Genomic DNA, 14,371 nt, shown 5'->3' with positions numbered 1-14,371 from the left:
GCTACGTCGAGGGATGCAGACCAGAGCGGCGATACTGAAGGAAAGCCCGGTGCCCCGGCCCTATGTGGAGACGAAACCGCTGGCCATCGAGACGGTGTCGCTGGACGACCCCGGGCCGGGCGAGGTGCTGGTGCGCATTGCCGCCGCCGGCCTCTGCCATTCCGACCTCTCGGTCATCAACGGGGACCGGCCGCGGCCCGTTCCGATGGTGCTGGGGCACGAGGCTGCGGGCGTGATCGAGAAGGTGGGGCCGGGCGTCGAGGATCTCGTCGCCGGCGACCAGGTCGTGATGATCTTCATGCCGTCCTGCGGCCATTGCCTGCCGTGCGCCGAGGGGCGCCCCGCGTTGTGCGAGCCGGGCGCGGCGGCGAACGGCGCGGGCACGCTGCTCGGCGGCGTCCACCGCCTGCACCAGGACGGCCACGACGTCTATCATCATGTCGGCGTGTCTGCCTTCGCGGACTATGCGGTGATGTCGCGCCATTCGGTGGTGCGCATCGACCCCGACTTCCCGCTGGAGAAGGCCGCGCTCTTTGGATGCGCGGTGCTGACGGGCGTTGGCGCGGTCGTCAATACGGGCAAGGTCTCGCCGGGCCAGTCGGTCGCGGTCGTGGGCCTCGGCGGCGTGGGACTCTCCTCGCTGCTGGGCGCGGTCGCCTCGGGCGCTTCGCAGATCGTGGCCGTCGACCTCTCCGAGGACAAGCTGCGGTTTGCGAAGGAGCTGGGCGCGACGCATGCCTTCAACGCGGCCGACCCGGCGTGCGCCGACGACGTGCGCAAGGCCACCGGCGGCGGCGTCGACCACGCCTTCGAGATGGCGGGCTCGGTCAAGGCGTTCGAGCTTGCCTACAGGATCACGAGGCGCGGCGGCAGCACGGTGACGGCGGGTCTCGCCAACCCGGCGCACAACATCTCCTTCCAGCAGGTGAGCCTGGTGGCGGAGGAGCGCACGGTGAAGGGCAGCTACATCGGAAGCTGCATCCCGACGCGCGACCTTCCGCGCTACATGAACCTTTACCGGATGGGGAAGCTTCCCGTGGACCGGCTGCTGACGAGCACGGGTGACCTCGACGGCATCAACGCCGCCTTCGACCGCCTCGCCGACGGCGAGACGGTGCGCCACGTCATCATTCCCTGATTGGGGCCTTGACCACGAAGGCCGGGGGCGCGGGGCTCAGCCGAACCGCGCCTCCGCCGACATCACCAGGCGGCCGGTTTCCGCGACGCGCGCCTCCAGCGCGATGCGCCCCGGCTCGCCCGTGCCGATCCCGCGCAGCGCGATCTCGGTGCCGTGGGTCAGCGGCGAGACGCCGCGGAAGGAGAAGCCCGTGAGCGGCCCATCCGCACGCTTCTGCGCGGCCTCGGCCAGCAGGCTCGCGGTCAGCGGCCCGTGCACCACGAGGCCGTCATAACCCTCCACCCCCGTCGCATAGGCGAGGTCGTAGTGGATGCGGTGGCTGTTGAAGGTGACGGCGGAATAGCGGAACAGCATCACCTCGCCGGGCGTCGCGCGGTCCTCCCACAGCGCCAGGGGCACGTCCGGTGCGGGCGCGGGGGCAGGCTTCGCGCCTGCCTGCTGGCCCGGATCCTCCCGGTAGACGATGTCCTGCTCCTCCACGACGCAGACCTTGCCGTCCTGGCTGAACTCGTTGACCACCGACACGAAGACGAGGTGCCCGGACCGGCCCGTCTTCTCCGTCACGTCGCGGATGCGCGACGTCTGCACCGCCTCCGCGCCGAGCCGCAGCGGCGCGCGGAAGTCGTAGCGCGCGCCCGCGAACATGCGCCGGGGCAGGGGGACGGGCGGCAGGAAGTCGCCGCGTTCCGGGTGCCCGTCGCGGCCCGTCTTCGAGAGCGGCACCGCGGGCACGAAATAGAGCCAGTGCCACAGCGCGGGCAGCCCGTCGCCCGGTCCGAGCGGATGGTCCGCGCCGAGGCTGTCGAGCGTCGCCGCCATGCGTTCCGCGGGCACGGCCGAGAGCGTTTCGCGGATCGCCCGCTCGCCCCCGATCCATGCGTCCCATTCGGTCCCGGCCATGGTCAGAGTCTCCCTAGAACGATCGCGGCAGGCCGAGCACGTGCTCGCCCACGAACGACAGGATCATGTTCGTCGAGATCGGCGCGATCTGGTAGAGGCGCGTCTCGCGGAACTTGCGCTCCACGTCGTATTCCTCCGCGAAGCCGAAGCCGCCATGCGTCTGCAGGCAGGTGTCGGCGGCCTTCCACGAGGCTTCGGATGCTTGCAGCTTGGCCATGTTCGCCTCCGCCCCGCACGGGATGCCCCGGTCGAACAGGTCGGCGGCGCGCGCCACCATCAGCTTTGCCGCGGTGTAATCGACATAATTGCGCGCGATGGGGAACTGCACGCCCTGGTTCTGGCCGATGGGGCGGTTGAACAGCACCCGCTCCTTGGCATAGGCCGTCGACTTCTCGATGAACCAGCGCGCGTCGCCCAGGCACTCGGACGCGATCAGGATGCGCTCGGCGTTCATGCCGTCGAGGATGTAGCGGAAGCCCTTGCCTTCCTCGCCGATCAGGCTCGACGCCGGGATGCGCAGGTCGTTGAAGAACACCTCCGTCGTGGAGTGGTTGATCATCGTCGCGATCGGGCGGATGTCGAGCGCGCCGGGTGCCGCCTCGCGCATGTCGATGAGGAAGACCGACAGCCCCTCCGTCCGCTTTGCGACCTTGTCGCGCGGCGTGGTGCGGGCGAGCAGCAGCATCAGGTCGGAATGTTCTGCCCGGCTGGTCCAGATCTTCTGCCCGTTGACGACATATTCGTCGCCGTCGCGCACGGCGGTGGTCTTGAGCGACAGCGTATCCGTGCCCGCCGTCGGCTCGGTCACGCCGAAGGCCTGCAGCCGCAACTCCCCGCTCGCGATCTTGGGCAGATAGAGGCGCTTCTGTTCCTCGCTGCCGTGCCGCAGCACCGTGCCCATGGTGTACATCTGCGCGTGCGCGGCCGCCCCGTTGCAGCCCGTGGCGTGGATTTCCTCCAGGATCGCCGAGGCCGCCTTCAGCGGCAGGCCGGAGCCGCCGTACTCCTCCGGGATCAGGGCGGCGAGGTAGCCCGCGTCCGAGATCGCCTTCACGAACTCCGTCGGATAGGCGCGCTTGCGGTCCAGCTCGCGCCAGTAGGCGCCGGGGTAGCGCGCGCAGAGATCGCGCACTGCCTTGCGGATCTGAGCGATCTCCTCGTCATCCTCGAAACGGTCGAAGGCGTCAGTCATCGGCAATCCCTCTTCAAGAGCGCGGGCCCTGCTGTTCATTTGTCCGGACCGCGCGACAGAAAACAGGACGCGGGGCACAATTGTCCAGTTCTCCGGCCTGCAAGGCTGGCTTGAGCCGGTGCGCGGCTTTGGGGGGCGACAGGAGCGGGGGGCTTGCGCCACACTGCGCTCATATCGCGGGGTGCGCGCTCGCGCGCTTCGGAAGACACAACGGAACGAGCAAGAAAACGGGAGGGAAAAGACCCATGGGCCGTCTTGAAGGGAAGGTCGCCATCGTCACCGGCGGCGGATCGGGCTTCGGCGCCGGGATCTCGGAACGCTACGTGGCGGAGGGCGCAAAGGTCATCGTCGCCGACATCCGCGGCGACGCGGCGGAGGCGGTGGCCAGCCGCCTGGGCGCCAACGCCCGCGCCGTCACCTGCGACGTGTCGAAGGGCGACCAGGTCAAGGCGATGGTCGACGCCGCCGTCGATGCGTTCGGCGGGCTCGACATCGTCATCAACAATGCCGGCATCACGCACCGCAACCAGCCGCTGATGGACGTGGGCGAGGAAGAATTCGACCGCATCTTCGCGGTGAACGTTAAGGCCATCTACCACGCGGTGCATGCAGCATTGCCCGTGTTCCGCAAGGCGGGCGGCGGCGTGATCCTCAACGTCGGATCGACCGCGGGCATCCGTCCGCGTCCGGGCCTCACCTGGTACAATGCGTCCAAGGGCGCGGCGAACCTGCTGTCGAAGTCGCTCGCGGTCGAGCTTGCCCCCGACAAGGTGCGCGTCAACTGCATCGCGCCGGTGATGGGCGAGACGGCGCTTCTGGAGAACTTCATGGGCGTGCCCGATACGCCCGAGAACCGCGCGAAGTTCATCGCCACGATCCCGCTCGGCCGCATGGCGACGGCCGCCGACATCGCGACGGCGGCCGTGTTCCTGGGCAGCGACGAGGCCGCGTTCCTGACCGGCGTGATCCTGCCGGTCGACGGCGGGCGCACAATCTGAGGCGCGCCCGCGCCGTCCGCGTGGCCGGTCTTCAGTGCGACAGGAAGACCGGCAGCGGCGGCATGTCGAGCAGCGTGCGGGTGGTCCCGCCGAGGATCATCTGCCGCATGCGCGAGTGGCCGTAGCCACCCATCACCACGATATCCGCGCCGAGGCCCTTGGCGGCCTCGGCCAGCGCCTCCCCGATGGAGAGCCCGCTCGACTCCCGGTGCTCCAGCGTCACCTTGACGCCATGCCGGGCGAGGTGGGTGGAGATGTCCGCGCCCGGGTCCGCGCCGACGCCGTCGCGCGTTGCCTGCGCGTCGATGGTGACCACATAGACCGTCTGCGCCTTTTCCAGAATCGGCATCGCGTCGTTGACGGCGCGTGCTGCCTCGCGCCCGCCGTCCCAGCCGATCACGACGGTCTTCGCGTCGGCCGCCGCGCTCGAGCCCTCGGGCACGACGATCACGGGGCGGCCGGAGGAGAAGAGCGTCTCCTCGATCACCTCGCGGCCGAGGAAATCGTCGCGGTCGCGCGGTGCGGGCAGGATCGACACGTCGGCATGGCGGGCGTTCACGGCAACCACGTCGGGCATGTCGCCGCCGGTCGCGACGTGCCGGCGCACCTCGACGGAGAGGTCGGCGCTGTCGACCGCACCCTTGAAGGCTTCGGCGGCCTTCTCCGCGCGCTCCTTCTCGCGCTCCTGCATCTGTTCCCACAGGCGCATGTCGACCTCGGTCAGGCCCGCCGCGACGGCGACAGATGCGCTCGCGTGTACCGGCATGCCCGGTTCCAGTTCGATTACGAGGCCCGTGAGGTGGGCCTGGTGCGCCCGGGCAAGGCCCGCGGCATAGGCGGCGGCGCTTCCCGCCGCGGTATCCGGGTCGATCACGTGGATCAGGTTCTTGAAGGGCATGGGCTCAGGCCTCCTCCGGCATCCCAGCCGCACTGCGGGCCGATCCCCGCGCGCGGTCGTTCGGTGTGTTCGCGTTCATGGAACACTGGCGCCCAGTTTAGCGCGCCGGCATTGATCCCGGTCAAGTTGCCGCGGCATGGCGTGCGCATGGCTGCCACTTGTGCGCTTGGAGGCTGCATCTATACTCCGCTAAGGCGTTAAAAAAACAGGCGGAGAAAGAGCCGCCGCCAGGCGTGGTGTCCCGGGAGGGCGTATGAAGATCGATGCCGAGACGACCTTGCCCGCTCTGGCAGAAGAGGGGCTTGAAAAGTGCGCGGGCGGCGTCGCCGTTTCCTGCCGCTACGGGCGGGAATGGCGTGATACGACGGTCGCCGATTTCCGCACCGCGGTTGCCGAGATCGCCCTTGGCCTGCATGCGCGCGGGGTACGCCACGGCGACCGCGTATGCCTGCACTCCGAGAACCGGACCGAGTGGCTGCTGGCCGACCTCGCCATCCTGTCCATCGGCGCCGTCTCCGTGCCGATCTACGCGACCCAGCCGGCCGACCAGATCCGCTACATCCTGCAGCATTCGGGCGCGAAGGTTCTGTTCGTCTCCACCGACGGGCTGTGGCAGTCGTCGGGCGCTTTCATCGGCGATTTTCCCGGCCTCGACGTCGTGGGCTTCGATGGGGCCTGGCACGGGCAGATGACGCCGCTTGCCGATTTCCGCAAGGAGGGGGCGCACCTGGCGAAGGCCGAGCCGGGGCTCTTCGAGCGCCTGCGCGCTGCCGTCATGCCGGACGACCTCGCCTCGATCACCTACACCTCCGGCACGACGGGCGTGCCCAAGGGCGTGATGCTGACGCACCGCAACCTCGCCTTCTCCATCCTCGCCTCGCAGACCCGCGCCTTCAGCGCGCGCGGCGGCAAGCCCGGCGACCGGATGCTGTCCTTCCTGCCCTATGCCCACATCTACGAGCACGGGGTGATCTACTCCTATCTCCAGCTAGGCGCGCATGTGTTCATCGTGCCCAACACCGACAATCTCCTGGAAGACATCCAGCACGTCCGGCCCGTGCATTTCGCGACCGTGCCGCGGCTGCTGGAGAAGGTCTACGGCGCGATCCACACCAGGGTCGGCGCGGCCAGGGGCGTGAAGGGCGCGCTCGGCCGCTGGGCGCTGAAGGTCGCGCACCGCTACGACGTGGAGAAGGGCGGCGGCCTCGCCCACCGGATCGCCGACCGGCTCGTCTTCTCCAAGATGCGGGCGACGATGGGTGGCAACATCCGCGGCATCTCCTCGGGCGGGGCGGCGCTCTCGGCCGAGATCGCGCGCTTCTTCATCGCCCTTGGCATTCCCGTGGGGGAGGGGTACGGCCTGACCGAGACCTCGCCCGTCATCACCACCTACGATCCCGAACGGCTGCGCCCGGGGTCCGTCGGCCTGCCGCTGCCGCAAGTCGAGGTGCAGATCGCGCCCGACGGGGAGATCCTGGTGCGCGGCCCCAACGTGATGCAGGGCTACTACCGGATGCCCGACCAGACGGCGGAGGTGATGACGGAGGACGGCTGGTTCCACACCGGCGACATCGGGCACATGGACGCCGAGGGTTTCCTCTACATCACCGACCGGAAGAAGGAGCTGTTCAAGCTCTCGACCGGCAAGTACGTGGCGCCCGCGCCCATCGAGAACCGGCTCATCTGCCATCCGGTGATCGAGCAGGTCGTGATCGTCGGCAACGGGCAGAAGTTCACCGGCGCCTTGATCTTCCCGCTGGTCGAGGCGATCCGCGACCGGCTTGGGCACGAGCCGTCGCCGGACGAGGTTCGTGCCATCCTGCAGAAGGCCGTGGACGAGGCGAACGCCGGTCTTCCGCCTTGGGAACAGGTCAAGAAGTTCGAGGTTCTGGGCGAGCCGATGTCCGTGGAAACCGGTGAATACACGCCGACTCTGAAGCGCAAGCGCGCCCAGATCGCGACGCGCCGGCATGCCGAGATCGCGCGGATCTACAAGGGCGCCTGAAGGGGGTGCCTGAAGGCGGCTCCTTTGCGGGGGCGCGTCAGAGGAACCGCGTCGCCACCATGTAGGACCAGAAGATGCCCGCGCTCAGCAGGCAGATGAACACGGCCGCCGAGCCGAGATCCTTCGCCGCGCCGAGCAGGATCTGCTTCTCCCGGTCGATCTGGTCCGCCAGGCATTCGATGGCGGTGTTCAAAAGCTCGACCACGATGGCGAGGATCAGGGGCGCCATAAGCACGAAGAAGTGCACCAGGTCCTCGGTCAGCCATAGCGCGGCGGGATAGGCGGCGGCGAACAGCATCAGCTGCTGCTGGAACGCCGGCTCCCGCCGGATCGCATAGCGCAGGCCATTGATGGAGTAGCCGAGGGAATTGAACAGCCGGCGCGGGCCGGTGGGTTTCTGCTGAAGGCGTTCGGCGGGGTCCGTACTCATGGCGCTGGCTGCCTTCTGCCGATACTGAATCACTGAGGGGAGGATAGGAAACCGCGCCCCGTCCGTCTATCGCAGCAAGAGGCGGGGCGCGGGCGTCCGCTGCACGGCGGCCTATTCGCCCGTGAGCAGGGTCCGAGCGACGGTCAGGTCGCGGTTGGCGGCAGCGAAGTCGCCGGACTTGCACTTGGTTTCCGCAGTGTCGATGCGCTGGGCCGCGCTTGTGCGGGTCTTTTCCGCCACGGCTGCTCCCGTCAGCATGGCGCGGGCGTCCGTGACCGCCTGCGTGCATTGCGGCCCGGACGTGGGCACGTTGATGTTGGATAGGGTGGCGGCATGAGTGTGCCCGAGCGTCAGCCCCGTGAGGAGGCTCGCGGCAATCAAGGTCCTCGGCATTTTCGTGATAACCCCAAACCGCCCTGGATGTCCGTGGGCGGCAAACGGCTCTTTAGAGATGATCCCGCGCGCGGGGTTTGGCAATGGGAGTCAGCGCCGCCGTCCCATCGGGTCGCGCGACCGGTGCAGCAGGTAGAGGCCGCTCGCCACGATCACGCTGGCCCCGACCGCGGTCCAGACGTCCGGCACGTCGCCGAAGAGCAGGTAGCCGAGCCCGATCATCCAGACGATCTGGCTGTACATGTAGGGTGCGATGATCGGGGCCGGCACGTGCCGGTGCGCCAGGATGTAGATGTAATGCCCGGTCATGCCGAGCACGCCCGGCACCATCAACAGGCCCCATTGCAGCGCGCTCTCCGGCATCTGCCAGGCGCTGAAGCCGACCGGCGCGAACAAGACCATGCCCGCGAGCGCGGAATAGAAGAACGTGACCTCCGTCGTGTCCCGCCCGACGAGCCAGCGCGTCGCGATGTTGTAGCAGGTGAGCGACATCGCCGCGCCGAGGGAGAAGAGCATCGCCCAGTGCATGCCTTCCGTGCCGGGCCGGGTGACGATCAGCACCCCGATGAAGCCCGTGACGACCGCCATCAGGCGGCGCGGGCCGATCCATTCGCCGAGGATCGGGCCGGAGAGGGCGGCCACCAGCAGCGGCGCGGCGAAGAAGATCGACACCGTTTGCGACAGCTGCAGGTACTGCACGGCCTGGAAGTTGAAGAAGGTCGCGCCCAGCATGAAGCACGACCGCAGCAACTGCAGCCACGGATGGCGCGCCTGCAGGAAGGACCGGCCGCTGCTCACGCCCAGTATCATTGCGGCCAGCACGATGTGGACCGTGAAGCGCATCCACACGACCTGCGCGGGCGGCAGCGTCTGCTCGAAGAAGCCGCCGCCCGGATAGACAAGCACCTTTGCGGTGGCGTCGAGGGCGGAAAACAGGATCACCGCCACACACATCTGGCCGATGGCGACGAGACGCTCGCGATTGTCCGCCGCGTCCCTCGCGCGTGCGGCCTCCGCACGCCGCGTGGCGTCGCTGTCCGAGATTTCGGGTTCGATGGTCATATGTCGGACTTTGCGTGTCCGGATTGCCGCTGGCGAGGCAATGCGCCCGCATGGCAGGGTTGTGGGGGCGCCGGCGGGCAGGGGAGAGGGGCCATGAAAATAGCGGTATTGGGAACGGGTCTGATGGGCGCGCCGATGGTGCGGCGGCTGCTTGGCGCAGGCCGGGCGGTGATCGTCTGGAACCGGACGGCTGTCAAGGCTGAGGCGCTGGCGGCGGACGGCGCGGAGGTCGCGTCAAGTGCGCGCGCGGCGGTGGCAGACGCCGACATCGTGCTGACGATGCTGGAAAATGCACAGGCCGTCGGCGCAGTCCTGTTCGACGAGAAGGTGGGCGTCGCGGCTGCGCTGAAGACCGGCGCGCTCGTCGTCGACATGTCGTCCATCCCTCCGGGCGCTGCGCGCGAGCATGCTGGCCGGCTGGCCGAAAGCGGAGCCGGGCACGTGGACGCGCCTGTCTCGGGCGGCGTTCCGGGGGCGGAGGCCGGCACGCTTGCCATCATGGCGGGCGGCCCTGCCGACCTCGTCGCGCGCGCGGCGGCTGCGCTCTCCCCTCTCGGACGTTGGACCCATGTCGGACCGGCGGGCGCGGGCCAGCTTGCCAAGCTCGCCAACCAGGCCATCGTGGGCGTCACGCTCACCGTGGTCGCGGAGGCGCTGATGCTGGCGCGGGCGGGCGGCGCGGACCCTGCGGCGGTGCGCGACGCGATCCGCGGCGGTTTCGCCGAAAGCCGGGTCCTGGAGCTGCACGGTGCAAAGATGCTCGCGCGCGATTTCCGTCCCGGCGGTCGGGCCTCGATCCAGCTCAAGGACATGGACACGGTGCTCGCGACGGCGGCGGAACTTGGCCTCAGGCTTCCCGCGGTCGAAGCCGCGCGCGAGGTCTTCGCCCGCCTGGTCGCGCAGGGCGGCGCCGATCTCGACCATTCCGCGACCCTCGTTGCGCTGGAAGACATGAACGGCCTCGCTCCGGCCCGCGCGATGGGCAGGGACGCCGGGAACGCCACGAAGAATTAAGGGCTCTTCCGCGACACTTCCGGTTTCGGCGGCCGCGCGGGCCGCGTGTTGCGTCGAAGGGAAGGGCGGCATGGCGGCTGAACGGGCTGAGCAGGAGCGGGAGGAGGCCTCCGGCGGGATGCGCGCGGACCTGCGGCTGCAGCGGGACCGCTTTCTTGCGTTTGCGTTCGCGAGTGCCGACCTGCTGATCGAGCTGGATGGCGACCACCGCGTGACCTACGCGCTGGGCGCCGCGCAGCAGATGTTCGGCTGTGCCGCCGATGCGCTCGTTGGCCGTGCCTTCTGCGACCTCCTCGCGGCTGCGGACCGCGGCATGGCGCGTGCCGCGCTGGACGGGATCGCGATCGGCGAGCGCTTCGGTCCCTTCGCCGTCCAACTCGACCGTACCGGGGACCGGTCCGCCGGTCCGGCGATGGTTGCGACGCTGGGAGGCAGCCGGATGCCCCCGCGCGAGGATCGTATCTGCCTGTGCCTGTCGCGCGGCGGCGCTGCTGCCCGACCGGTCGGCGCCCGCGGCGGCAAGACTGCAGACGCGCCCTCGCTGGCCGGCACGGCGCAGCGCATGCTGCAGGAGACGCTGACCCGCATCGCGGACTTCAAGGCCGCGGTCCGGGACAAGCAGATCCGCCTCGTATGTCACCCGATCGTCGACCTGGCGACCGGGGAGACGCAGCACTACGAAATCCTCTCCCGCTTCCTGCGCGGCGAGAACACGCACGCGATGGTGAGTTTTGCCGAGGACGTCGGCATCATCGAGGATCTCGACCTCGCCATTGCGGAGTCTGCCGTCGACCTCCTGACCCGCTTCCTGCCGGCGCGGGCGGACGGGCAGGGGACGCGCCTCGCGGTCAATGTCTCCGGCCATTCGCTGCGCAGCGCCATGTTCGTCGATCTCCTGATGGACCTGCTGAAGGGACACGCCGGTCTCGCCGGACGTCTCGTCTTCGAGCTGACCGACAGCGCGGCAATCGACGACCGGGACCAGGTGGGGAGCGTGTTGCGCGACATCCGCGCGTTGGGCTTCGGCGTCTGCCTCGACGACTTCGGCGGGGATGCCGCCGCCTTCGGCTGCCTCCAGGCCTTCGACGTCGACTACATCAAGATCGAGGGTGGCTTCGTCCGCGGCCTCGGGCCCGGCGGGCGCGAACGGCACATGATCCGCTCGATGGCGTCGCTCGCCCGTTCCCTCGGCGTGCGCTCCATCGCCGAGCATGTCGAGACCGCGCAGCAGCGCGACGTGCTGAAGGAGCTTGGGGTGGATTTCGGCCAGGGCTACCTCTTCGGCCAGCCGGAGCCCGTCTCCCGCCTCGTGCGCGAGCAGGAGCAGACGGCCCGCAAATCCGCCTGACGCCCTGCGGATCAGCCCGCGAGCACGGTCGTCACGCCGTCGATGACATATTGCACGGCAAGCGCCGCCAGCAGCACGCCCAGCACCCGCGAGGTCACGACGACCCCGGTCTTGCCCAGCAGGCGGGCGACGGGGCCGGATATCAGAAACAGCACGTAGGAGATCGCGAGCACGGCGGCCGCGACGCCGAGAACGCCGGCCTGCTCGGCAGGCTCCCCCTCGGCGCGCCCCATCAGCAGGATGATCGAGGTGATGGCGCCCGGGCCTGCGAGCAGCGGGATGGCCAGCGGGAACACCGCGATCTCGCTGAGGCGGGCCGCATGATGCTCGGCGCTGGCGGCCTGCTGGTCGCGCCGCTCCGTCCGCCGCTCGAACACCATCTCGAAGGCGGTAGCGAGCAGCAGGAGGCCGCCGGCGATCTTGAACGCCGAGAACGAGATGCCGAGGAAGCCCAGCACCGCATGTCCGCCAAGCGCGAAGAGCAGCAGCAGGCCGGCGGCGATCGCGATCGCCTTGGTCGCCACCGTGCGCCGGTCGCGCGGGGCGAGGTCGCTTGTCAGCGCGATGAACACGGGCACCAGGCCGATCGGATCGATGATCACGAACAGCGTCACGAAGGCATTGAGCAGGTCTTCGCCCATCGTTCCGGCACCCCAAAGGCGGCCGCCGCGTTCGCGCGCGGCTCCTTGTCCCCAAGCGCACCGACACTAGCCCGTCTGCCGCCCCCTTGCCAGACGGGTCCGCCGCGCGTCATGCTCGCAACATGACCGACGATCTTTCCTTCACGCCGAACGGGCCGCACGACCTTGCGGGCCAGGTCGGGACCCATGGGGGCCTGATCGACCGGGAGGAGCACGACCTGCCCTATTGGGAGCGGCGGGTCGACGCCATGTCCCGCCTCCTGATGAGCAAGGGGATCCTTCTGGACTTCGCGGAAATCCGCGCCGGGATCGAGGCGCTGACGCCCGAGGATTACGAGAAGTTGGGCTATTTCGAGCGCTGGGCGAAGTCGTTCCGCCGGATGCTCGTCAACAAGGGCGTACTCACGAACGAGGAGATCGACTCCCGCATCGCGGAGATGAAGTCGAGGCTGGAGCAGGGGGGCTGACATGCCGTCGCCGCGCCCCGCGCATCCCCGCTTTCCCGTCGGCGCGCGCGTGCGCATCCGCGACATGAATCCGCCCGTGCACCATCGCGTCCCCGCCTATGCCAAGGGCCGCGTGGGCACGGTCGAGCGGGTGTGCATGGGGTTCCAGGAGCCGGAGCTTGCCGCGATCTACCGCGAGGGGCCGGACCGGCCGATCTACCGCGTGCGGCTCCACCAGCCCGACCTCTGGCCGGCTTATGCAGAAAACCCGGCGGACACGTTGGAGATCGAGATCTTCGAGCACTGGCTCGAAGAGGCCTGAGCCGTCAGCCTTACCGGTATTCCTGCAGGATCTTGCCCACGCTCGGCGCATTCAGCGCGGCCTCGGCCAGGATCTGGCTGATCGCCTGGCAGCGCTGGCGCGCCTTCATGCCCTGCCCGCAGGCGATGGCATCGCGCAAGGTGACCGTGTCGGCCTCCACGTCGGCCTTGAAGTCGTCGAAGGTGCCGCGCGCCTGGAACTCGGTCATGGCCGCGCGGACCTCCGCGCAGCTGGTGCCGGCCGTGTCCACCTCCCGCTTGAGTTGGGGGTTGAGCCCGCCCGCGTCGCACATCTTCCAGAAGAGGTCGGCCTGCACCCGCGGGAACATGCGGATCATGGCCACGTGGTTCGCCGGAATCAGCGCGAAGCCGCGCACCACGCCGTCTGCCGGCCAGTAGGGGTAGTTGTCGAGAAAGGTCAGCGTCGCGAGATAGCGCGTGTTGGCGTCGGGCGCGGCGCGGATTCGCCCGGGAAGGTTCGGCAGCTTCGTTCCCTCGCGCACGAAGGCGTACTGCACGGCGCGGCCAAGCTGCGAGGGCGCGGGCGCTTCGTCCGGCGGAACGGTTCCCTCGACCGGGATCATGGCCATGACGAGGCCGACGCTCACCGGCTGGATCCGCAGATAGGCCATGCGCGTTTCCGCCTCGGCGCGCAGTTGCAGTACCCCGTTCTCGATGTTTCCCGATACCTCGTAGAGCACCTGGTCCGGGCTCAGGAAGCGGCCGCGGTAGCCGCCGCCCTCCGCCGCCCGCTCGATCAGCAGGCCCGCGCCATCGGCCGTGTCCACGCCCACGAAGACGCCGACGAAGGCTGCGTCGTCCTGCGCGCGCGCGGTCCCGGCGAGGATCAGAAGGCTTGCCAGCGCGACGGCCGCGGCCAGCAGGCGCACGGCGACGGTCTGGGCTGGAAAGGGGCGCCTAAAGCTCACGCAGTTGCTCCCGGAACCTCTGCCCGTTCATGCGGTAGCCTTCCGCGCTCTTGCGCATCATGGCGGCTGCCTTCTCGTCGAGCTGGCGCACGACCCGGCCCGGCGCGCCGACGACAAGCGAATTGTCCGGGATTTCCTGACCTTCCTTGATGAGCGCGCCCGCGGCGATCAGGCAGTTCGTGCCGATCACGCTGCCGGAGAGAAGCGTCGCGCCCATGCCGATCAGGCTGTATTCCCCGACCTTGCAGGAGTGCAGCGTCACCGAATGTCCGACGGTCACGCCGCGGGCAAGCTCGATCGGATAGCCCTGGTCCGTGTGGCAGACAGTGTTGTCCTGGATATTCACGTCCTCGCCCAGCACGATCCAGTCGTTGTCGCCGCGCAGCGTGCAGTTGAACCAGACGCTCGCGCCCTCGCGCAGTTCGACGAGGCCGATCACGTCCGCCGACGGCGCGATGAAGTAATTGCCTCTCGCGGGCAGTTTCGGTGTCTTGTCGCCAAGCGCATAGACGGGCATTTCGCGTGCCTCTCCTTGCCGGTGCCGTGTTCCTCGGCCTCACCATGCCCCCGGTGCGGTGCGCGGGCAAGCACTTGACGCAAGCACCGCTTCCGCGCTCATTTCGCGGGTCCGCCTCGGCGGTTCAAGAACAAGCAAC

16 protein-coding genes are annotated in these 14,371 nt (G+C 69.0%); 7 read left to right on the top strand and 9 right to left on the bottom strand.

The window, feature by feature from the left end; translation table 11 throughout:
- Nucleotides 1-13 precede the first annotated feature (13 nt).
- A complete protein-coding gene (locus NJQ99_RS13175; RefSeq protein ID WP_269333332.1) occupies nt 14-1,138 on the top strand; it encodes a zinc-dependent alcohol dehydrogenase family protein in 1,125 nt (374 codons plus the stop codon).
- Between the two features lie 36 nt (nt 1,139-1,174).
- Here the strand turns inward: NJQ99_RS13175 and NJQ99_RS13170 are convergent, their stop codons facing one another.
- Entirely contained in the window at nt 1,175-2,038 is an 864-nt protein-coding gene (locus tag NJQ99_RS13170) for an FAS1-like dehydratase domain-containing protein (protein WP_269333331.1), read from the bottom strand.
- Between the two features lie 13 nt (nt 2,039-2,051).
- Nucleotides 2,052-3,230, bottom strand: coding sequence for an acyl-CoA dehydrogenase family protein (locus NJQ99_RS13165; RefSeq protein ID WP_269333330.1), 1,179 nt, complete (start codon nt 3,228-3,230; stop codon nt 2,052-2,054).
- Nucleotides 3,231-3,475: 245 nt separating this feature from the next.
- Between NJQ99_RS13165 and NJQ99_RS13160 the strand changes: the two genes are divergently transcribed.
- Nucleotides 3,476-4,228 (top strand): SDR family oxidoreductase, encoded by a 753-nt coding sequence (locus tag NJQ99_RS13160; protein ID WP_269333329.1) that lies wholly within the window; start codon nt 3,476-3,478, stop codon nt 4,226-4,228.
- Nucleotides 4,229-4,259: 31 nt separating this feature from the next.
- On the opposite strand, the gene NJQ99_RS13155 is transcribed toward NJQ99_RS13160, so the two are convergent.
- On the bottom strand, nt 4,260-5,126 hold the full coding sequence (locus tag NJQ99_RS13155; RefSeq protein ID WP_269333328.1) for a universal stress protein: 867 nt from the start codon (nt 5,124-5,126) through the stop codon (nt 4,260-4,262).
- A gap of 253 nt (nt 5,127-5,379) precedes the next feature.
- Between NJQ99_RS13155 and NJQ99_RS13150 the strand changes: the two genes are divergently transcribed.
- Complete coding sequence (locus NJQ99_RS13150; protein WP_269333327.1) at nt 5,380-7,131, top strand: AMP-dependent synthetase/ligase; 1,752 nt, start codon at nt 5,380-5,382, stop codon at nt 7,129-7,131.
- A 37-nt stretch (nt 7,132-7,168) separates the two neighbouring features.
- On the opposite strand, the gene NJQ99_RS13145 is transcribed toward NJQ99_RS13150, so the two are convergent.
- The 3 genes from NJQ99_RS13145 to NJQ99_RS13135 form a co-directional block, all read right to left on the bottom strand.
- A complete protein-coding gene (locus NJQ99_RS13145) occupies nt 7,169-7,561 on the bottom strand; it encodes a diacylglycerol kinase (RefSeq protein WP_269333326.1) in 393 nt (130 codons plus the stop codon).
- Nucleotides 7,562-7,672: 111 nt separating this feature from the next.
- Complete coding sequence (locus NJQ99_RS13140) at nt 7,673-7,954, bottom strand: hypothetical protein (RefSeq protein ID WP_269333325.1); 282 nt, start codon at nt 7,952-7,954, stop codon at nt 7,673-7,675.
- Nucleotides 7,955-8,044: 90 nt separating this feature from the next.
- Entirely contained in the window at nt 8,045-9,016 is a 972-nt protein-coding gene (locus NJQ99_RS13135) for a DMT family transporter (RefSeq protein ID WP_269333324.1), read from the bottom strand.
- A 93-nt stretch (nt 9,017-9,109) separates the two neighbouring features.
- Here NJQ99_RS13135 and NJQ99_RS13130 point away from each other — a divergent pair, with 93 nt between their 5' ends.
- Nucleotides 9,110-10,030: an NAD(P)-dependent oxidoreductase gene (locus NJQ99_RS13130; RefSeq protein ID WP_269333323.1), complete on the top strand. Its 921-nt coding sequence runs from the start codon at nt 9,110-9,112 to the stop codon at nt 10,028-10,030.
- Between the two features lie 70 nt (nt 10,031-10,100).
- Entirely contained in the window at nt 10,101-11,378 is a 1,278-nt protein-coding gene (locus NJQ99_RS13125) for a sensor domain-containing phosphodiesterase (protein ID WP_269333322.1), read from the top strand.
- An 11-nt stretch (nt 11,379-11,389) separates the two neighbouring features.
- Here the strand turns inward: NJQ99_RS13125 and NJQ99_RS13120 are convergent, their stop codons facing one another.
- Nucleotides 11,390-12,019: a MarC family protein gene (locus NJQ99_RS13120; RefSeq protein ID WP_269333321.1), complete on the bottom strand. Its 630-nt coding sequence runs from the start codon at nt 12,017-12,019 to the stop codon at nt 11,390-11,392.
- 122 nt (nt 12,020-12,141) lie between these two features.
- Between NJQ99_RS13120 and NJQ99_RS13115 the strand changes: the two genes are divergently transcribed.
- On the top strand, nt 12,142-12,486 hold the full coding sequence (locus NJQ99_RS13115) for an SH3-like domain-containing protein (RefSeq protein ID WP_269333320.1): 345 nt from the start codon (nt 12,142-12,144) through the stop codon (nt 12,484-12,486).
- Nucleotide 12,487: 1 nt separating this feature from the next.
- On the top strand, nt 12,488-12,787 hold the full coding sequence (locus NJQ99_RS13110) for an SH3-like domain-containing protein (RefSeq protein ID WP_269333319.1): 300 nt from the start codon (nt 12,488-12,490) through the stop codon (nt 12,785-12,787).
- Between the two features lie 10 nt (nt 12,788-12,797).
- Here NJQ99_RS13110 and NJQ99_RS13105 read toward each other — a convergent pair whose 3' ends face one another.
- Both NJQ99_RS13105 and NJQ99_RS13100 read right to left on the bottom strand, forming a co-directional pair.
- Nucleotides 12,798-13,715, bottom strand: coding sequence for a hypothetical protein (locus tag NJQ99_RS13105; protein WP_269333318.1), 918 nt, complete (start codon nt 13,713-13,715; stop codon nt 12,798-12,800).
- Complete coding sequence (locus NJQ99_RS13100; RefSeq protein WP_269333317.1) at nt 13,705-14,232, bottom strand: gamma carbonic anhydrase family protein; 528 nt, start codon at nt 14,230-14,232, stop codon at nt 13,705-13,707. Before NJQ99_RS13100 ends, NJQ99_RS13105 begins: the two co-directional genes overlap by 11 nt.
- Nucleotides 14,233-14,371 lie beyond the last annotated feature (139 nt).

This window comes from Futiania mangrovi (assembly GCF_024158125.1).
GTDB lineage: Bacteria > Pseudomonadota > Alphaproteobacteria > Futianiales > Futianiaceae > Futiania > Futiania mangrovi.
The sequence above is the reverse complement of the archived record's forward strand: the minus strand, read 5'-3'. Positions and strand labels throughout refer to the sequence as shown.